The organism is Umezawaea sp. Da 62-37, assembly GCF_032460545.1.
Classification (GTDB): Bacteria; Actinomycetota; Actinomycetes; order Mycobacteriales; family Pseudonocardiaceae; genus Umezawaea.
Genome location: NZ_CP135965.1, coordinates 6,744,472 through 6,764,604, shown reverse-complemented (window position 1 = coordinate 6,764,604; position 20,133 = coordinate 6,744,472). Strand labels below are relative to the sequence as shown.

General features: G+C 72.4%; 23 protein-coding genes. 9 read left to right on the top strand and 14 right to left on the bottom strand.

All coding sequences use genetic code 11. The annotated features are described in order from the left end of the window. Together RM788_RS31225 and RM788_RS31220 are read right to left on the bottom strand one after the other, a co-directional pair. Window positions 1–837: a class I SAM-dependent methyltransferase gene (locus RM788_RS31225; RefSeq protein WP_315921730.1), complete on the bottom strand. Its 837-nt coding sequence runs from the start codon at window positions 835–837 to the stop codon at window positions 1–3. 124 nt (window positions 838–961) lie between these two features. Next, window positions 962–2,470, bottom strand: coding sequence for an MFS transporter (locus tag RM788_RS31220; protein WP_315921728.1), 1,509 nt, complete (start codon window positions 2,468–2,470; stop codon window positions 962–964). Between the two features lie 102 nt (window positions 2,471–2,572). Between RM788_RS31220 and RM788_RS31215 the strand changes: the two genes are divergently transcribed. Both RM788_RS31215 and atpB read left to right on the top strand, forming a co-directional pair. Continuing rightward, window positions 2,573–3,244 carry a TetR/AcrR family transcriptional regulator gene (locus RM788_RS31215; RefSeq protein WP_315921726.1) on the top strand — a complete coding sequence of 224 codons (672 nt, stop codon included), beginning with the start codon at window positions 2,573–2,575 and terminating at the stop codon, window positions 3,242–3,244. Window positions 3,245–3,328: 84 nt separating this feature from the next. Further along, window positions 3,329–4,102, top strand: coding sequence for a F0F1 ATP synthase subunit A (atpB, locus tag RM788_RS31210; RefSeq protein WP_315921724.1), 774 nt, complete (start codon window positions 3,329–3,331; stop codon window positions 4,100–4,102). 4 nt (window positions 4,103–4,106) lie between these two features. Here atpB and RM788_RS31205 read toward each other — a convergent pair whose 3' ends face one another. After that, entirely contained in the window at window positions 4,107–4,673 is a 567-nt protein-coding gene (locus tag RM788_RS31205; protein WP_315921722.1) for a dienelactone hydrolase family protein, read from the bottom strand. 146 nt (window positions 4,674–4,819) lie between these two features. Between RM788_RS31205 and RM788_RS31200 the strand changes: the two genes are divergently transcribed. Continuing rightward, window positions 4,820–5,371: a TetR/AcrR family transcriptional regulator gene (locus RM788_RS31200; protein ID WP_315921720.1), complete on the top strand. Its 552-nt coding sequence runs from the start codon at window positions 4,820–4,822 to the stop codon at window positions 5,369–5,371. Here the strand turns inward: RM788_RS31200 and RM788_RS31195 are convergent, their stop codons facing one another. The 4 genes from RM788_RS31195 to RM788_RS31180 form a co-directional block, all read right to left on the bottom strand. After that, window positions 5,372–6,379: an alcohol dehydrogenase catalytic domain-containing protein gene (locus RM788_RS31195; RefSeq protein ID WP_315921718.1), complete on the bottom strand. Its 1,008-nt coding sequence runs from the start codon at window positions 6,377–6,379 to the stop codon at window positions 5,372–5,374. 78 nt (window positions 6,380–6,457) lie between these two features. Then, entirely contained in the window at window positions 6,458–7,576 is a 1,119-nt protein-coding gene (locus RM788_RS31190; RefSeq protein WP_315921716.1) for a hypothetical protein, read from the bottom strand. A gap of 26 nt (window positions 7,577–7,602) precedes the next feature. After that, window positions 7,603–8,460, bottom strand: coding sequence for an NAD(P)-dependent oxidoreductase (locus RM788_RS31185; RefSeq protein WP_315921714.1), 858 nt, complete (start codon window positions 8,458–8,460; stop codon window positions 7,603–7,605). A gap of 37 nt (window positions 8,461–8,497) precedes the next feature. Beyond that, the gene (locus tag RM788_RS31180; protein ID WP_315921712.1) at window positions 8,498–9,706 is read right to left on the bottom strand and encodes an MFS transporter; all 1,209 of its coding nucleotides are present in this window, start codon (window positions 9,704–9,706) and stop codon (window positions 8,498–8,500) included. Window positions 9,707–9,816: 110 nt separating this feature from the next. Here RM788_RS31180 and RM788_RS31175 point away from each other — a divergent pair, with 110 nt between their 5' ends. Continuing rightward, complete coding sequence (locus RM788_RS31175; protein WP_315921710.1) at window positions 9,817–10,143, top strand: putative quinol monooxygenase; 327 nt, start codon at window positions 9,817–9,819, stop codon at window positions 10,141–10,143. Here RM788_RS31175 and RM788_RS31170 read toward each other — a convergent pair. After that, window positions 10,133–11,803: an alkaline phosphatase family protein gene (locus RM788_RS31170; RefSeq protein WP_315921708.1), complete on the bottom strand. Its 1,671-nt coding sequence runs from the start codon at window positions 11,801–11,803 to the stop codon at window positions 10,133–10,135. The genes RM788_RS31175 and RM788_RS31170 overlap by 11 nt on opposite strands. Before the next feature lie 116 nt (window positions 11,804–11,919). On the opposite strand from RM788_RS31170, the gene RM788_RS31165 reads away from it, so the two are divergent. Further along, the gene (locus RM788_RS31165) at window positions 11,920–12,591 is read left to right on the top strand and encodes a RibD family protein (RefSeq protein WP_315921706.1); all 672 of its coding nucleotides are present in this window, start codon (window positions 11,920–11,922) and stop codon (window positions 12,589–12,591) included. Here RM788_RS31165 and RM788_RS31160 read toward each other — a convergent pair whose 3' ends face one another. After that, the gene (locus RM788_RS31160) at window positions 12,592–12,987 is read right to left on the bottom strand and encodes a DoxX family protein (protein ID WP_315921704.1); all 396 of its coding nucleotides are present in this window, start codon (window positions 12,985–12,987) and stop codon (window positions 12,592–12,594) included. Beyond that, a complete protein-coding gene (locus RM788_RS31155; protein ID WP_399340610.1) occupies window positions 12,980–13,729 on the bottom strand; it encodes a CDP-alcohol phosphatidyltransferase family protein in 750 nt (249 codons plus the stop codon). Before RM788_RS31155 ends, RM788_RS31160 begins: the two co-directional genes overlap by 8 nt. Before the next feature lie 44 nt (window positions 13,730–13,773). Between RM788_RS31155 and RM788_RS31150 the strand changes: the two genes are divergently transcribed. After that, the gene (locus tag RM788_RS31150) at window positions 13,774–14,763 is read left to right on the top strand and encodes a zinc-dependent alcohol dehydrogenase (RefSeq protein ID WP_315921702.1); all 990 of its coding nucleotides are present in this window, start codon (window positions 13,774–13,776) and stop codon (window positions 14,761–14,763) included. After that, window positions 14,744–15,463 (top strand): creatininase family protein, encoded by a 720-nt coding sequence (locus RM788_RS31145; protein WP_315921700.1) that lies wholly within the window; start codon window positions 14,744–14,746, stop codon window positions 15,461–15,463. Before RM788_RS31150 ends, RM788_RS31145 begins: the two co-directional genes overlap by 20 nt. Here RM788_RS31145 and RM788_RS31140 read toward each other — a convergent pair. From RM788_RS31140 to RM788_RS31125, 4 genes are read right to left on the bottom strand one after another with little or no spacing between them, the layout of a single operon-like run. Continuing rightward, a complete protein-coding gene (locus RM788_RS31140; protein ID WP_315921698.1) occupies window positions 15,362–16,348 on the bottom strand; it encodes a lysylphosphatidylglycerol synthase transmembrane domain-containing protein in 987 nt (328 codons plus the stop codon). The two genes, RM788_RS31145 and RM788_RS31140, sit on opposite strands and share 102 nt — an antisense overlap. Continuing rightward, on the bottom strand, window positions 16,348–17,142 hold the full coding sequence (locus RM788_RS31135) for a class I SAM-dependent methyltransferase (RefSeq protein WP_315921696.1): 795 nt from the start codon (window positions 17,140–17,142) through the stop codon (window positions 16,348–16,350). Before RM788_RS31135 ends, RM788_RS31140 begins: the two co-directional genes overlap by 1 nt. After that, entirely contained in the window at window positions 17,139–18,164 is a 1,026-nt protein-coding gene (locus RM788_RS31130; protein WP_315921695.1) for a glycosyltransferase family 4 protein, read from the bottom strand. The genes RM788_RS31135 and RM788_RS31130 overlap by 4 nt, the downstream gene beginning before the upstream one ends. Next, a complete protein-coding gene (locus RM788_RS31125) occupies window positions 18,161–18,559 on the bottom strand; it encodes a 6-pyruvoyl trahydropterin synthase family protein (protein ID WP_315934809.1) in 399 nt (132 codons plus the stop codon). Before RM788_RS31125 ends, RM788_RS31130 begins: the two co-directional genes overlap by 4 nt. Window positions 18,560–18,651: 92 nt before the next feature. Here RM788_RS31125 and ribA point away from each other — a divergent pair, with 92 nt between their 5' ends. Together ribA and RM788_RS31115 are read left to right on the top strand one after the other, a co-directional pair. Further along, window positions 18,652–19,299, top strand: coding sequence for a GTP cyclohydrolase II (gene ribA, locus RM788_RS31120; protein ID WP_315921692.1), 648 nt, complete (start codon window positions 18,652–18,654; stop codon window positions 19,297–19,299). Continuing rightward, on the top strand, window positions 19,296–20,099 hold the full coding sequence (locus RM788_RS31115) for an inositol monophosphatase family protein (RefSeq protein ID WP_315921690.1): 804 nt from the start codon (window positions 19,296–19,298) through the stop codon (window positions 20,097–20,099). Before ribA ends, RM788_RS31115 begins: the two co-directional genes overlap by 4 nt. The last annotated feature ends 34 nt before the right edge of the window (window positions 20,100–20,133 follow it).

Below are 20,133 nucleotides of genomic sequence, written 5' to 3'. Positions count from 1 at the left end.
TCAGATCCGCTCCGCCAGGAGAACGCACGACGGCAGCGGCACGTTCCCCGTCTCCCGCGCCAGGCCCCGCAGCACGTCCACCTGGCTGTACACGAAGTCCCGCACCAGTCCCGGCAGCGCGGCCCCGCGCTCCTCGACGATCCGGAAGCACGCGTCGATCTCCCAGTCCGCGTCCTGCATCGCCGAGGTGTCCACACTCGACTCCGCGCTGGGCCCCCACCCGCTGCGGGCCAGGCTCCGCAGCAGCCCCTCGTGCGAGGAGGGCGTGCGCACGTTCCCGTCCCCGCGTTCGCTGGTCGCCTCGACCTGCCCCTGCACCAGCACCGCCAGCAGGTGCGGCATCTGGTCCAGCGACCGCGGCCTCAGGTCCCACTCCGCGAAGCACAGCCGCCGCGCCCACGGCCGGACCCTGCGCAGCACGGCCTCGAACCCCTCGACGGACTCGAAGTACCAGGAGCAGTGCGACATCACCACGAAGTCGAACGAGTCGTCCGGGAAGTCCAGCGACTCGTCCAGCACGTCCGCCAGGAACCGGGCGTCGACCCTGCACCCCAGCGGAGTGCCCCGGAGGAAGTCCATCGACTCGCCGATGGTCATCGGGCTCCCGTACGACGGGTCGGCGTTGTCCAGCGCCACCACCCGCCCCTCGGGGCCGACGGCCTCGGCCAGCACCGCGGTCATGTCCCCCTGCCCGCACCCGATCTCCAGCACCGAGGCGCCGGTGGGAATCGCCCAGGCGTCCACCAGCCCCATCCGGTACCGCGTCTGCGCACCCTGCGTCTCCGGCGCCTGTGCGGTCAGCGCCATACCGGCGAGGATCGCGTCGAGCCTGTCCACAGGTGCTCCGTTCCGTCGGGAATTCCAGCCCCCGAATACTAGGAGCGGCGGCAAACGCTTTCAGCACGCAGGCCGAAGGCCACCGCACCGGGGTGCGATGGCCTTCGACGACGACGTCGGGTCGTCACATGTGCACGGCGGGCGCGGAGCCCTCCTCGACCTCCTGCACGCCGGAGCGCAGCAGCGCGCCGGAGAGGATCGCGCCGACCAGGAAGATGAACCCGGCCCACGTGAACGCCGTCGTGTAGCTGTCGATCGCCGCCTCCGCCATCAGCAGCGGCGTGGGCTGCTTGCCCGCCAGGAACGACGTCGCGGCGTCGGCGGCGAGCGTGCTCAGCAGCGCCGTGCCGATCGACCCGCCGATCTGCTGCATCGTGTTCACCGTCGCCGAGGCGACACCGGCGTCGTGCGCGTCGACCCCGAGGGTGGCGACGTTCATCGCGGGCGCCATCGCCAGGCCGATGCCGAGGCCCATCAGCACCAGCGGGTACAGCACGCCGTCGGCGTAGGTGCTGGTGATCCCGATCTGGCTCATCCAGAACAGGCCGCCAGCGCCGATCACCATGCCGGTCGGCACCAGCGGCCGGGCGCCGATGCGCGGCAGCAGGACCGTGGTCGCGGTGGTGGCGCTGAGCATCAGCGCGCCGACCATCGGGAGGAACGCCAGTCCGCTCTCGATGGGCGTGAACCGCAAGTTCTGCTGGAGGTAGAACGTGAGGAACAGGAAGATCGCGAACATGCCGATGCCGAGCAGGAACACCGCGGCGTAGGCGCCCGCCCGGTCGCGGTCGAGCACGATGCGCATCGGCAGCAGCGGGTGCGCGGTCGTCAGCTGGATGCGGACGAACACCGCGAGCAGCACGACGCCCGCGGCCAGGAAGCCCCAGACCTGGACCGACGACCAGTCGTGGCTTTCGGCGTTGGCGAAGCCGTAGACCAGGCCGAACAGGCCGCCGGACGCGGTCAGCGTGCCGGGCACGTCGAGCTTCGGCCGGTCGCCGAGCACGGGCTCGTGGCGCAGCAGGAAGTAGGAGCCGATGAACGCGACGACGGCGAAGACGATGTTGACGAACATGCACCAGCGCCAGTCGAGGTACTCGGTGAGCACGCCGCCGAGCAGCAGGCCGACCGCCGCGCCGCCGCCGGCGATGGCGCCGAAGATGCCGAACGCGCGACCGCGCTCCTTGGGGTCGGTGAACGTCGTGGTGAGCAGCGACAGGGCCGCGGGCGCGAGCAGCGCGCCGAACACGCCCTGAGCGGCGCGGGAGATGAGCAGCATCTCGATGCCGTTCGCGGCGCCGCCGATGGCGGATACCACGGCGAAGCCCGCGAGGCCGACGAGGAACGCGTACTTGCGGCCGAAGATGTCGCCGACCCGGCCGCCGAGCAGCAGCAGGCTGCCGAACGCGAGCGCGTAGGCGGTGACGACCCACTGGCGGGCGTCGTTGCTGAAGCCGAGGTCCGCCTGGGCGGACGGCAGGGCGATGTTCACGATCGTCGCGTCGAGCACCACCATGAGCTGCGCGATGCCGATCATGACCAGGATCAGCCAGCGTCGGGCGTGGTGCGGGTTGTCGCTGTGAGCGGCGACGGGCCGCGGCGCCTCCACCGTGGCGGTCGGTGAATCTGGCATGAGCAAGTCCTCACAGGTTTATGTGGAGCTGATGTCTCCGGATACTCGATCAGCGTACACACGAAGTGGAGGAGTTCCCTCAACTTCGCTACCCTGGGGACCATGACACGGGACACAGTCCCCGTCGCAACGGTGCGACCCCTGCGTCGGGATGCGGAACTCAACCGCCGCAAGATCATCGCTTCAGCGCGGATCGTCTTCAGCGAACGCGGTTTCGGCGCCACCCTCGACGACATCGCCCACCACGCCGGCCTCGGCGTCGGCACGGTCTACCGGCGCTTCCCCAGCAAGGAGCACCTCGTCGAGGCCATGTTCGCCGACCGCCTCGACGAGATCCGGGTCCTGGCCGAGGAAGCGCTCGAAGTGGGCGATCCGTGGGAGGCGTTCGCGGACCTGCTGCTGCGCACCGCGGCCCTGCACGCCGACGACCGCGGCCTGCGGGAGGTGATGCTGTCCAACAACTTCGGCCAGGAACGCGTCGCCGAGGCCAAGGGCAGGCTCATCCCGCTGGCCATGAAGGTGGTCCAGCGGGCCAAGGACTCCGGCCAACTGCGCGCCGACTTCGAGGCCACCGACATCGCGATCATCCACATGATGATCGGCTCGGTCATCGAGTACACCCAGGACGTGCGGCCCGAACTCTGGCGGCGCTACCTCGGCGTGCTGCTCGACGGCCTGCGCGCCGACCGGTGCCACGAGGCCGACCAGCAGCACAAGGCGTTGGACGTCGAGTCCCTGGAGACCGTCATGTGCACCTGGCAGCCGCACCACTGACGGACGGCTGAACGGGTGCACCCCCGTTCGTCCGAGCCGGTCGGCTACGTTCGCCGGAGAGCTTGGACGAAGGGGGTTTCGCCCATGACCACCGCACTGGCCGACGGCACGTTCGTGCCGCCGAGCACCGAGGACTTCTTCCCGCCGCCGATCGTCGGCGACATCACCAAACCGATGGTGCTGCTGGTGCTGTCGGTCGTGCTGATCGCCGCGTTCTTCCTGATCGCCATGCGCCGCCCCGAAATCGTGCCGGGCAGGCTCCAGTTCGCCGCCGAGTCCGTCTACGACTTCGGCCGCAACACCATCGCCAGGGAGCAGATCGGCGGCAAGGACTTCCGGCCGTACGTGCCGCTGATCGTCACGCTGTTCACCTTCGTCCTGGTGAACAACATCTTCGGCATCATCCCGCTCATCCAGTTCCCGACCATGGCGCACGCCGGTTTCCCGTTGGCGCTGCTGGTCGTGCTGTACCCGCTGTTCCACGTCGTCGGCATCAGGCGGCACGGCCTCGGCCGCTACCTGAAGAACCAGCTGTTCCCGCCGGGCGTGCCGAAGCCCGTCTACCTGATGCTCACGCCGATCGAGCTGTTCCTGCGGTTCTTCATGGACCCGCTGTCGCTGGCGATCCGGGTGTTCGCGGCGATGTTCGCGGGCCACCTCATCCTGCTGGTGTTCACCCTCGGCGGGGAGTTCCTCCTGCTGGAGGCGAGCGCGGCGCTCAAGCCGGTGTCACTGCTGGCTTTCGCGTTCGCCATCGCGATGACGTTCCTGGAGGCGCTGGTGCAGGTGCTCCAGGCGTACATCTTCGCGCTGCTGACCGCGAACTACATCGGCCGCGCCCTGGCCGCGGAGCACTGACGCCCTAGCCCCACATGCCGGACAGGAAGTCGATGCAGCGCTCCCACACCAGTTCGGCGGCCGCCTCGTTGTAGTCGCGGAGCCCGGTGTCGGTGAAGAGGTGGCCGACGCCGGGGTAGCGGAACACCTCCGCCTGCGCTCCCGCCGCGGCCTTCGTCCACTCGGCGACCTCGCGCGGCGTGGCGTACACGTCCGGGTCGGCGACGTGCATCTGCATCGGCAGCCCCGGCCGCACATTGCTCGGGACGGCCCCGGTGCCGTGCAGGAACAGGGCTCCGGCGGCTTCGGGCCGTTCGCTGAGCAGACCGCCCGCGACCCCCGCGCCCATGGCGAACCCGGCGAGCACCGTCTTGGGCGGCAGGCCCCGCACGGCCGCGCGCGCCCGGTCGGCGATCGACGGCCACCCGATCCACTGCGCCAGTTCGAAACCCTCGTCCAGGGTCGGGGCGATCTCCCCGTCGTACAGGTCGGGGGTCACCACCGCGTGCCCGGCCTCCCGGAACCGGCCCGCGGCCTCCAGCACAGCGGAGCGCAGCCCGTACACGGAGTGGAACAGCACAACGGTCGCCATGGGCCCCATTATCGACTTGATCGCGACCGCCGTGACCAGTACCGCCATTTAGGCAACCTCGCGGTGGCACCTCACCCTCCCCAGGACCTTGACCGACGGTGAGACGACCGCTCATATTGGAAAGGACACCACCGGAGGGGAACGCCATGGCCAGGCCGAGCGTGCGGGAGCAGATCGTCGACGCGGCGTTCGACGAGTTCCACCGGCACGGCTACAACGCGTGCGGCGTGAAGCTCATCACCGACACCGCGGGCGTGCCCAAGGGCTCCTTCTACAACCACTTCGAGAGCAAGGAAGCGCTCGCGCTGGTGGTGCTGGACCGCTACGGCACGTCCCGCCGCCTCGACGAGCTCGCCGACCGCTCCGTCGAGCCGCTCGCCCGGCTGCGCGGGCACTTCGAGTTCCTGGCCGCCGACATCGCCCGGTACGACTACGCGCGCGGCTGCGTGGTCGGGAACTTCACCACGGAGGCCGCCGACCACAGCCCGGCCATCGCCGACGGGGTGCGCTCGGCGTTCGCGGAGTGGACGAAGGCCGTGGCGGACCTGCTGCGCGAGGCCGGGGCGCGGGACCCGGACGTGCTCGCGCTGTTCGTCGTGAACGCCTGGGAGGGCGCGGTCGTCGGCGCGCGGGCGGCGAAGGACGGGGCCTCCTTCGCCGCCTTCTTCAGCGTCGTGTTCGACACCGTGCTGGGGTGATCACCCCACCTCCAGCACGACCCGGAAGCGGGCCCTGCCGGACAGCATGTGCGCGAACGCCTCGGGCGCCCGGTCCAGCGGCATCGGCTCGACCAGCGGGCGCACGCCGCGGCGCGCGCTGAACCTGAGGTTGTCCTCGTTCTCGATCGCGCTCCCGGTGAGGACGCCGGTGATCGTGCGGGCGCCGAAGATCAGCTCGGTGGTCGAGACGGACAGCGGGTCGGCCGCCGCGCCGACGACCGCCAGCACGCCGTGCGGCGCCAATCCCTTGACCAGGGCGGACATCGAGCCGCCGTGCGCGGCCGTGGCGATGATCGCCGAGGCGCCGCCGAGCGCCCTCAACGCCTTGCCGGGGTCGCTGTCGGTGCTGTCGACGTAGTGGTCGGCGCCGAGGGCGGCCGCCTGGGCGGCCTTGTCCGTGCCGCGGGCGATGGCGACGACCTCGTGGCCCAGCTCGCTCGCGTACTGGAGCCCGAGGTGGCCGAGCCCGCCGATGCCCTGCACGGCGACCAGCGACCCGGCCGGGGCGTTCGCGGTGCGCAGCGCGTTGAACACGGTGAGCCCGGCGCACAGCAGCGGCGCGGCCTCGACCGCGGCCAGCCCCTCCGGCACGCGCACCAGCCCGGAGGTCCTGGCGTAGGCGTACTCGGCGTAGCCGCCCTCGACGTGGCCACCGGTCTGCGGCTGGTCGGAGCAGTTCACGAAGTCGCCGCGGCGGCACGGGTCGCACTCGCCGCAGTGGCCGCCGAGGAAGCCGACGCCGACCCGTTCGCCGACCCGCCACGCGGTGACGCCGTCGCCCACCGCGTCGATCACGCCGACGATCTCGTGACCCGGCACGACAGGGCGTTCGGCGGTGGCGCGGCCGACGGAGAACGCGTCGGTGTGGCAGACCCCGCAGGCCTCGACCCGCACCCGGACCTGCCTGGGCGCGGGCGGGACCAGGTCCCGCTCGACCAGGGTGAAGTCCTGCGGACCCGTCACTTCGAAGGCGCGGTAGGTGGACATCGTTCTCCTCGACCCGTCGGCGTGCTTGCCGACCCAATATGACCGGTCGTCTTAGACCGTGTCAACCGGCCGAGACCGTCAGCGCAGCTCCGCTGTGGACACCCGCCACAGCGTCCGCGCGTTCTCATCAGCGCCCGCCACCAGGTACACCGCGTCCCCGACCCGCGCCACGGCGGTGACCGGACCGCTCGGCCCGGACGCGCCGCGGACCGTCCACCCGGCACCGTCGGCGCGGAGCACCCGCACACCGTCGCCGTCGGCGACGAACTGGGTCAGCCGCCCGTCGACGTCGATCGGCGCCGCCAGCGGGTCCCGGTCCCCCACCGCGATCGGCGGCACCCCGGACAGCCGGGTGGCCGCCCCGTCGGTCACCTCCCACACGGCCAGCTTCCCGTCCACCCAGCCGGACACGCCGCACGCGCCGTCGTGGCAGCGCACGGCGACCGCGGCGCCGGTGTTCCCCGCGTCGGGCAGCGCGGCGGCGCTCCACCCGGTGTTGCCCGCCGTCGAGCGCCACACCGCGGGCTCCTGCTTCCCGCCTGCCAGCCGCCACCCCGCCACCAGCACGCCGGGACCGGTCGTGGTCGCGGCCAACGGGAACCCGAGCGAGTCCGGGGTGTTCTCCAAAGCCGTGCCCGCGGAACTGTTCCGCACCCACGTGTCGCCGTCGGCGGTCCACACCGCCACGTCCGAGCCGACCCTGAGGCTCTGCCACGTGCCGATCAGCAACGGGCCCGAGGACGTCAACACGGCGTCGTTCAGCTCACCGGCTCCCCACCCGCCGAACACGCTGAACCCCTGCGCCTTCTCGGCGATCCCGGCGGTCGTCCCGGTCCACGCGCTCCACCGGACGTTGCCGTGCGCGCCACCGCGTTCACCGCCGATGGCCAGCACGCGGTCGCCGTCCACGGCGAGCGAGGACCAGGTGGCGAGCATCCCGTAGGGCGTGGCAGCGGTCAGCGGGACGTCGGCGACCGTCCCGTCCGCGCCGCGCCGCAGCAGCGCGGGCACGACCTCCCCGCCGTCGCGGCGGGCGCCGATCAGCAGCGCGTCCCCGTCCGCCGCGAGCACCACGGGCGCCGTGCCCGCGGGCAGTTCGACCTTCGTGAAGACCACCGGGGCCGGGCCGTCCGGCACGCTCGCGCCGCAACCCCCGACGACCACCGCCAGCACCACCGCCACCACACGTCCGCGCATGTCGGCCAGTATCCAACGGCACGCGCTCAGGTGGCGTGATTCCGCCGGACCGCCCGGTGCAGCACGCCGAGGTCCTCATCGCCGAAGCCCGCCCCGACCGCCGCGTCGAGGTGCGCCAGCGTCGCGCGGACGCCCGCCAGGTCGACGTCGTCACCGCCCGCGTCGAGCACCAGCCGCGCGTCCTTCGCCGCGAGGCGCGCGGGGAAGCTGGGCGGGAACCGGTCCTCGATCATGGCCGTGCCCTTCGTCCGCGCGTAGGGCGCGTCCATCGCGCCGCCCTTGATCGCCTCCAGGAACAGGGCCGGGTCGAGTCCCAGACTTCCCGCCAGGGCAAGGCTTTCCGCCAGCGCGTTCGTCAACGACAGCACCCAGGCGTTCGCGGTGAGCTTGAGCCTGCTGCCCGCCCCGGCCTCGCCGACCCACACCGTGCGCGACCCGACGGCGTCGAACACCGGCGCCGCCCGCTCGCGGACGTCGTCCGGGCCGGACGCCAGCACCACGAGCGCGCCCGCTTCGGCGGGTTCCCTCGTGCCGAGCACGGGGGCGTCCACGTAGACCGCGCCCGCCTTGTCCGCGACCCGCGCCAGCGCCGCCGCCCACTCGACGCCGACGGTGCTCATCTGGAGCCACAACCGGCCGTTCGCCAGTCCCGCGCCCGCCACCGCCTCGTCCACCGCGGGTCCGTCGGCGAGCATCGTGACCACGACGTCCGCGCCGTTGACGGCCTCGCGGGCGGTGTCGACGACCTCGACACCGCGCCCGGTCAGCGGCTCGGCCCTGGCCCGCGTCCGGTTCCACGCCCGCACGTCGAACCCGGCGGCCGCGATGTTCGCGGCCATCGGCAGACCCATGATCCCGGTGCCCAGAAACCCGATCCTCGTCATGCCCCGATCCTGCCCCCGTTCCCGGTCGGGCGCGCTCTCAGCCGTGCCGCAGCCCGCGCACCGACGCGCTCGCCAGCGGCAGCAGCATCAGCGCCGAGAACAGCACGCCGCCGACCAGCGCGACCCGCGAGTCCCCGAACACCAGTGCCAGCGGCACCACGCCGAGCTGCCCGATCGGGATGGCCACGTACGAGCCGAAGTCGTCGTAGGAGGTGACCCTGGACAGCATGTGCGGGGGCACGTGCTCCTGGAGCGAGGTCTCCCAGGCGATGCCGAACAGCCCCGACGCGAGCCCGGCGGCGAACGCGGCCGCGGCCAGCCACGGCACGGGCGCCCCGAGGCCGAGGGCCACCATGGGGAGTCCGCCCGCCACGATCGCGAGCTGCCCGGCGAACATCAGCCTGCGCAGCACCAGCCGGTACATGGCCACCGCCATCACCAGCACCCCCAGCGCCTCCACGCTGAGCACCAGCCCCCAGGACGACCCGCCGATCGTCCGCAGCGCGATGGTCGGCCCGAGCACGGCCCACACGCCGACGCTGATCATGTTCGCCGCGGAGAACACGGCCACGATCGTCCACACCCACGTGGTGGCCCGGAACTCCTGCCACCCGTCCCGCATGTCCCGCAGCAGTCCCGTCCCCTGCGACACCAACTTCGCGGGCAGGTCCAGCCGCGACATGCACAGCCCGGCGAGCACGAAGCTCAGCGCGTCGACCGCGATCGCCCACCCGCCGCCCGCCGCGACGACCAGCAGCCCGGCCACCGCGGGCCCGAGGATCCGGACGCCGAAGCGCACCGTGCTGAGCAGCGAGTTGGCCCGCTGCACCTCGTCGGGCTCCACCAGTTCCGGCAGGACCCCGCGCAGCGCGGGCGTGGTGAACGCGGCCAGCGTCCCGTTCAGGAACTCCAGCGCGACCACCAGCCGCAGGTCGTAGTTCCCGGTCAGCAGCACGACGGCCACCGCGCCCTGGGTGATCCCGGCGCCGAGGTTCGACAGCGTCAGCAGCCGCCCCTTGGAGAACCGGTCCGCGACCGACCCGCCCACCAGCACGAACAGGATCAGCGGCACCGTGGACGCGGCCAGCGCCAGCGCCAGGTCCCCGGCCTTCCCCGACGCCTGGAGCACCGCGAACGCCAGCGCGACCGACGTCATCGACCCGCCGAGCAGCGACACCAGCCGCCCCAGGAAGAACCACCGGAACGCCGTCCGCCGCAGCGGGTTCCCGGCCTGCGTGGAGGGCACTCGATCATCCTGCCGAACGTCCCCCGCCCGGTCACCCGATTTCCGGCGGTGGGCGTGCGCCCCGGCGGGGAACTAGGGTCGATGGCCCAGCAGGCAGACCGAGGAGCACCATGATCTTCATCACCGCCAAGTTCCGCGTGCGGCCCGACCACGCCGACACGTGGCCGGAGATCTCCCGCGAGTTCACCGAGGCGACCAGGGCCGAACCCGGCTGCCTCTGGTTCGACTGGTCGCGCAGCGTCGACGATCCCACCGAGTACGTCCTCGTCGAGGCCTTCCGCGACGACGAGGCGGGCGCGGCCCACGTCCGGTCCGACCACTTCCGCCAAGCGGGCGAAACCCTCCCCCGCTACCTCGTCGCGACGCCGAGGATCGTGAACTTCAAGGTCCCCGGCGAGGACTGGTCCGAGCTGGGCGAGATGGCCGTCAAGGACTGACCGGCGGGCTGGGCGGCGTGCCGAACGCGGTGAGGAACTTGTCGCGGAAGGCGCTCATCGGCCACACCGGCGCTCCGGGGTCGGGCTTGATGCCGTCGTTCCAGCCCCAGGAGGAGACGTGGTCCAGCACGGCGGGGTCGTGGGCGACGATGGTGATCGGCACCTCGTGGCCCGCGCCCTCGCCGGTGACGATCTGGGCGGGCTGGTGGTCGCCGACGAAGACGAGCACCAGGTTGTCGTCGCCGTAGGTCTGCACGTAGGACACGAGGGTGTCCACGGAGTACGCGACGGACCGCGCGTAGTCGGCGCGGACCTCCTTGGGGTCGCGGCCGAAGATCGACTCGGGCGCCTGGTTGCCCGACGCCATGCCGTTGTAGACCGACCCGTCGCCGACGTCCTCCCAGTCGATGCCCTGCGGGATCGGCGTCCACGGCGCGTGGCTGGACAGCAGCGGGATCGACGCCATCACGGGGGCGTGGCCGGGCTCGGAGCGCTCGGCCTTCTGGAACGCCGACAGCGTGTACTGGTCGGGCATGGTGGCGTAGCCGAAGCGCGGGCCGCGGTAGCCCAGGTCGGCGGCGGCGTACACCGGGTCGTAGCCGAAGAACTCGCCCTCCGGCCACGCCTGCGTGATGCCGGGGACGACGCCGACCGACCGCCAGTCCGCCCGCCGGAACGCGTCGTTGAGGGTGAGCCGGTCGCTGGCCATCAGCGTGCGGTAGCGCTGCTGGTTGTCGATCCACAGCCCGGACAGCAGCGTCGCCTGCGCCAGCCAGCTGCCGCCGCCCGCCGTGGGCGAGGTGAGCCAGCCGCTGCGGGAGGCGTACCCGGCCTCCTTGAGGCTCCGCGTCCCCTTGTCCAGCGCGGCGTCGACGACCGGGGCCAGCTCCGGGTCCTCGACCGCGTCGCGCCCGTAGCTCTCCACGAACGCGACCACGACGTCCTTGCCGCGCAACCCGGTCAGCAACTCGCTGCCGGGGGTGTCGCGGTAGGCGTCGACGGCGGCCTCGGCGGCGAACGCCTCCTTGTCGTGCAGCCCGACGCCCACCTGCTTGGTGTGGTCGATCGCGAGCGAGGCGGCGTTGGAGGACACGACCGGCACGCCGGGGAACACCCACGTGAGCGCGGCGATCGCGACCAGCGCCACGGCGCGGGTCGTCGCGAGGCGGTGCCGGGACACGACGTCGGTCAGCCGCAGCACCGACCGCGTGGTGAGCACGACGACGCCGACGACGAGCAGGACGGTCAGCACGACGGCGGCGATCTCGCCCACCTCGCCGACGGTGACCTTGACGTAGTCGACGGCGGGCCCGAGCAGCGGCCAGTCGAGCACGAGGTCGAACGGCCGGTACAGCACGGCGTCGAAGCCGATGTCCATGAGCTTCACCACGGTCAGGACGCCGAGCAGCACACCGCCGACCAGTGCGACGACCCGGCGCGGCCTCGGCGGCAGGACCAGGACGAGCACGACGCCGACCAGGCCCTCCAGCGGCACGCGGGCGAACTCCCCGACGGTGAAGCGGTCGAAGTCCGCCGGGGCGACGAGGACCAGCAGCACGAACAGGCCCGCCAACCCGGTGACGACCCATGTGGCCGCGCGGCGGGCGCGGGTGGGTGCGGTCGGTTCGGCCTTCCGCCGTGCAAGCCTGCCCAACGACATCCCGAAACCCCTCCGCGCGAAACCCGCCCTACGACTGTGTACACGCGCGCGGCACGTGGTCGGTTCATGAGTACCGTGTCGGGAAGCCTTGTTCGCCAACACGAAACGGACGAACCGTGACGCGCCCGTACGTTCTGCTCAGCGTCGCCGTCAGCGTGGACGGCTTCATCGACGACCGGAGCGCGGAGCGGTTCCCGCTGTCCAACGCGGACGACTTCGACCACGTCGACCGGACGCGCGCGGAGTCGGGCGCCATCCTGGTCGGCGCCGAGACCGTGCGCCGGGACAACCCGCGCCTGCTCGTCAACAGCGCCGAGCGCCGGGCCGCGCGAGTGGCGGCCGGACTTCCCGAGCACCCGGTGAAGATCACGGTGACGAGCACCGGGAACCTCGACGCCGACCTGAAGTTCTGGCACCACGGCGGCGAGAAGCTCGTCTACACAACGGATTCCGGCCGCGCGACGGCGACGGCGTGCCTGGGCGGCCTGGCGGAGGTCGTCGCGCTCGGACCGGCGATCGACCTCGGCGACCTGCTCGACGACCTCGGCCGCCGCGGCGTGGACCGGCTCATGGTCGAGGGCGGCGGCCGGATCCACACCGGTTTCCTGGAGGCCGGGCTGGCCGACGAGATCCGGATGGCGATCGCGCCGATGCTCATCGGGCAGGGCTCGGCGCCGCGGTTCGTGAACCCCGGCGAGTTCCCCGGCGGCCCGGCCCGCCGCTTCCACCTCGAAGCCGTGGAGAAGCTCGGCGACGTGGCCGTGCTGCGCTACTTCCCCAAGCTCTGATCAGGACCGGCGCAGGCCTGCTAGCAGCGCGAGGATGGTGTCCCGGCGGAAGAAGGCGACCACCAGGCACACCACCAGCAACTCGGCGGGCAGCACGGGGCCGCCCTTGGCCACCAGGAACAGCTCGGTGCCGACGGCGCCGACCATGACGCCCGCGAGTCCCAGCGCCGCCAGGCCGCACAGCCGCGGGATCAGCAGGCCGACGGCGCCCGCGATCTCCAGCACGCCGGTCAGGTAGCGCAGCCACTGGCCGAAGCCGATCTCGTCGAACTTCCGGATGGTCCCGTCGCCGAACAGCAAGTACCCGCTGTAGACGAAGTAGGCCGCGAGCAGGATCTGGACCACCCACAGCACGATGTTGCCGACGTTGCGCGCGGTACCGACCCGGTCAGACATGGACATATCCTTCCACCGCGGTGGTCTCGGTCACCAGAGCGGGACGGTTGCGGAACAGCCACGCCGTGTCCCGGCCGAACGACCACAGCAGCGCCGCGAGCGCGGCCCCGACGACGACCTCCGCACGGGGCAGCAGACCGGACGCGGCCACGACGAGGAACACGCCCTGCAACGCGGCCACGGTCTTGCGGGCGTAGCTCGGCGGCAGGTCCGCCGACAGCCACGGCGCCAGCCAGGACGCCGCGACGAAGGCGTAGCGCATCAGACCGATCAGCAGCACCCACGGGCCCAGTTCGAGCGCCACGTGGGCGCTGAGCACCAGGATGAGGAAGGCGTCGACCTCCATGTCGAACCGGGCCCCCAGCGGGCACGCGGTCCCGGTGCGCCGGGCGACCTGGCCGTCGACGAAGTCCAGCGACAGCGCCACTGCGGTGAAGACGACGACGAGCGTCGTCGGCACGCCGTCCCCCGCGCGGTCCACGACCAGCGCGGCGACGGCGCCGACGAGGACGCCCCTGGCGAGCGTGACCCGGTCGGCCGGGCCCAGCGCGGTGCCCGACCGCTGCAACGCGCCGCCGAGCAGCGCCAGGGTCGCGACGGCGTAGGCGAGTCCGGCGAGCCAGCCGACGACGTGGAGCCCCACCGTGCCGTCGAGCACGCCGAGCATGAGCACTTGCGCGCCCGCCCACGCCGCGTGCTCCGGCACGGCCGACATCGTGGTGTTGTGCTGAAGTGTGGTCATCACGCCCCTTGGCAGTGGGCCCCGTATTGATTGGAGGTTCTTGGATGACACGCGCGGCGAGGTCTCTTTGGTTCACCTCGAACGGAAAAAGTGAGATCCGGAACCAGGAGATCCCCGATCCGGGCCCCGGCGAAGTCCTCGTCCGGACGCTCTACTCGGGTGTCAGCAGGGGAACGGAGACGCTTGTCCTGCGCGGTGGTGTGCCGGAGAACCAGCACGAGGTGATGCGGGCGCCGTTCCAGGAGGGCGATTTCCCGTGGCCGGTCAAGTACGGCTACCTCAACGTCGGCGTGGTCGAGGCAGGAGCGCCGGATCTGCTTGGCCGCACGGTGTTCTGCCTCCATCCACACCAGACGGAGTACGTCGTGCCTGCCGAAGCCGTGACACCGGTACCGGAACCGGTTCCGCCGCAACGGGCCGTGCTCGCGGGCACCGTGGAAACGGCCGTCAACGCGGTGTGGGACGCGGCCCCGCTGATCGGCGACCGGATCGCCGTCGTCGGCGGCGGGATGGTGGGGTGCAGCGTGGCCGGTGTGCTGGCGCGGTTCCCCGGCGCCCGGATCCAGCTGGTGGACGCCGATCCGGCCCGCGCCGAGGTGGCCGACGCGCTCGGCGTCGGCTTCGCGCTGCCCGAGGACGCGGCGGAGGGCTGCGACCTCGTGGTGCACGCCAGCGCCACGGAGGCGGGGCTCGCGCGGTCGTTGGAACTGCTCGCGCCGGAGGGCCGGGTGATCGAGCTGAGCTGGTACGGGGACAGGAGGATCAGCGTGCCGCTCGGCGAGTTCTTCCACTCCCGCAGGCTCACCGTGCGCAGCAGCCAGGTAGGCGTGGTCGGCCGTCCCGACCGCACCTACGCCGAACGGATGGCGCTGGCGCTGGACCTGTTGGCGGACCCGGTGTTCGACGCGCTCATCACCGGCGAGAGCGGGTTCGACGAGCTGCCCGAGGTGATGCCGAGGCTGGCGAGCGGCGAGCTTCCTGCGCTGTGCCACCGGATTGACTACCGTTCGGCGCATGCACCTGGTTCCGCTTGACACCACGACCGAGGTCCGCGACCGCCGGGCGAGCGTCGCCGTGCTGCCCGTCGGCAGCCACGAGCAGCACGGCGCGTTCCTGCCGCTGGCCACCGACACCGTCATCGCGTGCACGATCGCGCGGGCCATCGCGGACGCGCACCCCGTGCAGCTGTTGCCGCCCTTGACGATCACGTGCTCGCAGGAGCACGCGGCGTGGCCGGGGACGGTGAGCATCTCGGCGCGCACGCTGTTCTCGGTGGTGCGCGACATCGCCGACTCGCTGCGCCGCTCCGGCGTGCCGAACCTGGTGCTGGTCAACGGACACGGCGGCAACTACGTGCTCTCCAACATCGTGCAGGAGTCCGACGGGATGGCCCTCTTCCCCGGTCCGCGGGACTGGGAGGACGCGCGGACCGCGGCGGGCATCGAGACTTCGGCCGACAGCGACATGCACGCGGGTGAGCTGGAGACGTCGATCCTGCTGCACGCCCACCCCGAGGTCGTGCGGCCGGGGTACGAGGCCGGCGACCACCTCGCCGACGACCGGCGGCACATGCTGACGCTCGGCCTGGCCCCGTACACGGAGTCCGGTGTCGTCGGCCGACCGTCGCTGGCGTCAAGCCGCAAGGGGCAGGACCTCCTCGCGGGGCTGGTCGAGTCGTTCGGGCAGTACCTCGACGTGCTCGGCGATCCCGACCGGGGCGGTCTCGACGGGTGAGGCCGCGCGGAACAGCACCAGGACACCGGGCAGACCGGCGACCATGGCCAGCACGCCGTAGACGACCGCGGTCGTGAGCCCTTGCGCCGCGCCGAGTCCGGCCGCGCCGAAGGCGACCGCGAGGAACGCCTCGCGCGGTCCCCAGCCGCCGACGTTGACCGGCACCGCCATCACCAGCAGCGCCAGCACGAACAGCGGGACGAGCTGCCCGGTCGACGCCGTCGACCCGGCGACCCTGGCGGCGACGAGGAACAGGGCGAGGTGCCCGACCACGGTCGCCGCGGACGAGAACAGCACCCGCGGCAGGGCGTACCGGGACAGCAGGCCCGTCCGCGCGTCCGCCCACGTCGTCAGCAGCGCCCGGCGCACCGCGGGGGAACCCGCGGCGAGCACGGCCGCGACGGCGAGCACCGCCAGCGCGGTGAGCACGACACCGCGGCCCGGCACGAGGTCGACGGCCGCGGCGGGCCGGGTGAGCAGCACCGCGACACCGATCGCGATGAGCACCGCCTGGCCCGCGAACCGCTCGAACACCACCGCGCGCACGCCGCGGCCGACGTCACCGGACTGCTTGCCGTGGTTCACCGCGCGGTGCACGTCGCCGAGCACGCCCGCGGGGAGCACGGAGTTGAGCAGGAGGCCGCGGTAGTAGTCCGCCACGGCGGTGCCCAGCGTCAGGGGGAGGCCGAGGCCGCGGGCGACGACGCACCAGCGCCACGCGCAGAGCACGGTGGTCGCGAGCCCGATGCCGAGCGCGGCGAGCACGGACCACGCGCTGATCGCGCGCAGCCCGTCCACGAACGCGCCCGTGCCGAGCCGCCACCCCAGCGCCACGAGGATGCCGACCGCCAGCAGCAGTCGCAGCCACGGCCACAGCCTCCCCATCAGACGGCCCTCGGGAGCGCCAGGAGATCGGTGTGGCGCACCACGGCCCGCAGGTCGCCGGACAGGCGCCGGTCCAGGTAGGCGGGGGCGTCGGCGGCCAGGTCGGGGTCCTGCTCGCAGGCCGCGGCGACCCAGCCACGCAGCCATTCCGCCGTCAGCGCGCCCTGGTCCGCTCCGAGCCGCCACGGGCTCGGCCGGGTGACCACCTTGGCGCCGCGCGTCTCGAACGCGACAGTCGTCGCCGCCACGGCGTCGGGGCCGAGCAGCGGACGGCCGTCCACGACGCGGCGCTGGTGGGCGTTGAACGCCTTCTCGAACGCGGCGTCGAGCGGTTCGGTCGGATCGAGCTCGACCTTCCCGGCGACGGAGAGCGTGAACAGTGCGGGCACACCGACTTCTACGCACGCGGCGGCCATCTCGTTCACTTCGCCGTCGGTCAGCAGGTCGAGCAGCGCCGACGCGGTCACCAGCGAGGTGCCCCTGAGGTCGGCGGCGCGCAGCGCGGTGAGGTCGCCCTCCCGCGTCTCGACCGTGATGCCGGGGCCGGTCATGCTCGCACCGGCCAGGTCGAGCAGCCGGGGGTCGCGGTCGTGCAGCACCCAGTGCTGCTCACCGCCCAGCCGCGCGGCGAGCCATCGTCCCATCGATCCGGTTCCACACCCCAGGTCACGGACGACCAGGGGGTTCCGGTTCAACGCGGAGCCCAGGAGATCGGGCAGCTCGGCCGAGCGGGCCTCGGCGTCGGCGCTCTCGCGCAGGGAGAGCCATTCCGGGGCGAAGCCAGGTGTCGTCATCCGCGCAGGCTAGCCAGCACCCGTTCCAGATCCCGGACGGACGCGGCCCACGTCGGCAGCCCGCCCCGACGGCGCCGGGCCGATTCCCGCAGCTCACGACGGGCGTCCTCGTCGGTGAGCCAGCGCCGCAGCGCGGTCGCGAGCGCTTCGACGTCACCCGGCGGGAGGAGTTGGCCGCCGTCGCCGAGGGCGTCGGGCACCGCGCTGGCGAGCACCGGGAGGCCGCGGGCGAGGGCCTCGGTCACGACCATGCCGTAGGTCTCGGCGAGCGACGGCAGCACGAACAGGTCGGCGGCGGCGTAGGCCCGGTCGAGCGGTTCGCCGGTGAGCGGCCCGGTGAGCCGGACCCGGTCGGCGAGCCCGTGCCGTTCGGCCAGGTCGCGGACCCGCGCCACGTGGCCCGCGTGGCGCAGCGGTCCGACGCAGTCGAGCGTCCACGGCAGGTCCGCCAGCGCGGCGAGGGCTTCCACCAGGAGGTCCTGCCCCTTGCGCGGGGTCACCGAGGCCACGCAGAGCAGCCGCCCGGACCCGCCGCTGCCGGGCGCGAGCGGCGCCGGGTCGGTGCCGGGCATGACGGTGTGCACCCGCTCGGGAGCCAGCCCGTGGTGCTCGACCAGCCGCCGCGCCGCCCGCGGACTGGTCGCCACGACCGCGCTCACGGCCCGCAGGACGGCCCGCTCGGCGGCGTCGAGTCCAGCCGCCTCGGCGGGGTCCAGCCCGGTCTCGTCGGCCAGCGGCAGGTGCACCAGGACGGCCAGCCGCAACCGGTGCGCCTCCGGCCCGATGATCTCGGGAACGCCGCAGGCCACCAGCCCGTCGAGCAGCACGACCGCCCCGTCGGGGAAACCGGCCAGCACGCCCGCCAGTTCCGCGCGGGCGCTCGCCCCCGGATGCGGCCAGGAGCCCCCGACGGTCACCGCCCCGACCCCGAGCCCGGAGCGGACGCGGCGGTCGTAGACGTTGCCCCCGCTCGGGTCGGCCAGGTCGTCGACGCCGCCGGGGAGGACGACGTGGACGGTCACAACGGACGTTCGTAACTCGCCCACGCGATGTGGGACTCGTGCAACGTGACGGAGATCGCGCTCAGTCCACGAGCGCCTTCGCCGAGCGCGCCGTCGTGCACGCGGTCCGCCAGCCGGTCCGCGATCACCTTCGCCAGGAACTCCGTCGACGTGTTGACGCCGGTGAAAGCGGGTACCTCGTCCAGGTTGCGGTAGTTGAACTCGGCGAGGACCTTCCCCAGCTCCTGGGTGGCCAGTCCGATGTCGACGACGATGTTGTCGGAGTCGAGGTCGGTCCGGTTGAACTTCGCGTCCACCACGAACGTTGCACCGTGCAAGCGCTGTGCCGGACCGAAGACCTCGCCGCGGAAGCTGTGCGCGATCATCACGTGATCGCGGACGGTGATGCTGAACAGGGTGACCTCCATGTGTGGTCGAGCCGGGTTACGGTACGACTTCCGGCCGAGAGTAGATGCGATCGGACGGAACCTGGTGACGAGGGGACCGGATGCACGAGCAAGCCATCAGTCGCGAAGACGTGGCCGAGTCGGACCTGGTGACGAGGCGCGGGACGTTCCGCGCCGTGGCGTTCCGGGCGGACGGGCACGAGCACATGGCCATGGTCTACGGGAAGACCCGGATGCGCGGGAACGTGCTCGTCCGCGTGCACTCGGAGTGCATGACCGGTGACATCTTCGGCGCCATGCGGTGCGAGTGCGGCGAGCAGCTCGACGCCGCGCTGGACGCGATCGTCCGCGAGGGCAGCGGGATCCTGATCTACCTGCGCGGGCACGAGGGCCGCGGGATAGGCCTGGTCGAGAAGGTCCGCTCGCACGTCCTCCAGGACGAGCAGGGGATGGACACCCTCGACTCCGCGACGGCGCTGGGACTGCCCGTCGACACCCGCGACTACGGCCCGGCCGCGCTGGTGCTCAAGCACCTGCGGGTGCGGTCGGTGCGGCTGATGTCCAACAACCCGGACAAGATCGCGGCGCTCGAGTCGAACGGGATCGTGGTGGCGGCCCGCGTGCCGCTGCTGATGCCCGCGAACGACCACAACATCGGCTACCTGACAGCGAAGCGCGACCGGCTCGGCCACGACCTCCCGCAGGTGGACGTGTTCGAGGCCGACCTGCCGCACGCGGCCGACCGTTGAACCTCGACGACCTGCTGCCGATCGCCCGCGAAGCCGTCGCGATCGGCCACCGGATCGTCCTGGAGCGCGCGCCGCGGTCGGTGGTCGCCAAGGGCGAGCGCGACATGGTGACCGACGTCGACCTCGCCGTGGAGGACGCCGTGCGCGCGTTCCTGTCGAGGGAGACGCCGGGGATCGGGGTGCTCGGCGAGGAGCACGGCCGCAGCGGTCCGGCGGACGACGCCCTGTGGTGGGCGCTGGACCCGGTCGACGGCACGGCGAACCTGGCCCGCGGCATCCCGTTGTGCGCGGTGTCGCTGGGGTTGGTCGCCGGGCGCCGGGGCGTGCTCGCGGCCATCGACGCCCCGTTCCTCGGCGTCGCCTACTCCGCCGTCGAGGGCGGGGGCGCTTTCGTCGACGACGAGCGCATCCGGGCCTCCGCCGTCGACGACCTGTCCGAGGCCGTGATCTCCATCGGCGACTTCGCGCGCGGCGAGGGCGCGGAGGCGAAGAACGGCGTCCGGATGGCGCTGCTGAGCAGGCTCGGCGCGCGGGCGCAGCGGATCAGGATGATCGGCACCGCCGCGATCGACCTGGCGTGGGTGGCGCAGGGCAGGCTCGACGCGTCGATCATCCTGGCGAACATGCCGTGGGACACGCTCGCCGGTGTGCTGCTGGTCCGCGAGGCGGGCGGTGTCGTGGTCGACCTCGACGACACCGAGCACACCGCCGACTCCGCGACGACGATCGCGGTGTGCGCCGGGCTGCGCCCCGAGGTGCTGCGGATCCTCCACGAGTCCCAAGTGGACGCTCGGCGCTGACGTCTCACTTCGCGGCCCGCGCGGGGTTTTCCAG

Bases quoted from the DNA above. Each gene is read 5' to 3' on its own strand.
- RM788_RS31220 (WP_315921728.1), bottom strand. From the start codon at position 2,470: ATGCCAGATTCACCGACCGCCACGGTGGAGGCGCCGCGGCCCGTCGCC.
- RM788_RS31215 (WP_315921726.1), top strand. From the start codon at position 2,573: ATGACACGGGACACAGTCCCCGTCGCAACGGTGCGACCCCTGCGTCGG.
- atpB (WP_315921724.1), top strand. From the start codon at position 3,329: ATGACCACCGCACTGGCCGACGGCACGTTCGTGCCGCCGAGCACCGAG.
- RM788_RS31205 (WP_315921722.1), bottom strand. From the start codon at position 4,673: ATGGCGACCGTTGTGCTGTTCCACTCCGTGTACGGGCTGCGCTCCGCT.
- RM788_RS31200 (WP_315921720.1), top strand. From the start codon at position 4,820: ATGGCCAGGCCGAGCGTGCGGGAGCAGATCGTCGACGCGGCGTTCGAC.
- RM788_RS31195 (WP_315921718.1), bottom strand. From the start codon at position 6,379: ATGTCCACCTACCGCGCCTTCGAAGTGACGGGTCCGCAGGACTTCACC.
- RM788_RS31190 (WP_315921716.1), bottom strand. From the start codon at position 7,576: ATGCGCGGACGTGTGGTGGCGGTGGTGCTGGCGGTGGTCGTCGGGGGT.
- RM788_RS31185 (WP_315921714.1), bottom strand. From the start codon at position 8,460: ATGACGAGGATCGGGTTTCTGGGCACCGGGATCATGGGTCTGCCGATG.
- RM788_RS31175 (WP_315921710.1), top strand. From the start codon at position 9,817: ATGATCTTCATCACCGCCAAGTTCCGCGTGCGGCCCGACCACGCCGAC.
- RM788_RS31170 (WP_315921708.1), bottom strand. From the start codon at position 11,803: ATGTCGTTGGGCAGGCTTGCACGGCGGAAGGCCGAACCGACCGCACCC.
- RM788_RS31160 (WP_315921704.1), bottom strand. From the start codon at position 12,987: ATGTCTGACCGGGTCGGTACCGCGCGCAACGTCGGCAACATCGTGCTG.
- RM788_RS31155 (WP_399340610.1), bottom strand. From the start codon at position 13,729: ATGACCACACTTCAGCACAACACCACGATGTCGGCCGTGCCGGAGCAC.
- RM788_RS31150 (WP_315921702.1), top strand. From the start codon at position 13,774: ATGACACGCGCGGCGAGGTCTCTTTGGTTCACCTCGAACGGAAAAAGT.
- RM788_RS31145 (WP_315921700.1), top strand. From the start codon at position 14,744: ATGCACCTGGTTCCGCTTGACACCACGACCGAGGTCCGCGACCGCCGG.
- RM788_RS31140 (WP_315921698.1), bottom strand. From the start codon at position 16,348: ATGGGGAGGCTGTGGCCGTGGCTGCGACTGCTGCTGGCGGTCGGCATC.
- RM788_RS31135 (WP_315921696.1), bottom strand. From the start codon at position 17,142: ATGACGACACCTGGCTTCGCCCCGGAATGGCTCTCCCTGCGCGAGAGC.
- ribA (WP_315921692.1), top strand. From the start codon at position 18,652: ATGCACGAGCAAGCCATCAGTCGCGAAGACGTGGCCGAGTCGGACCTG.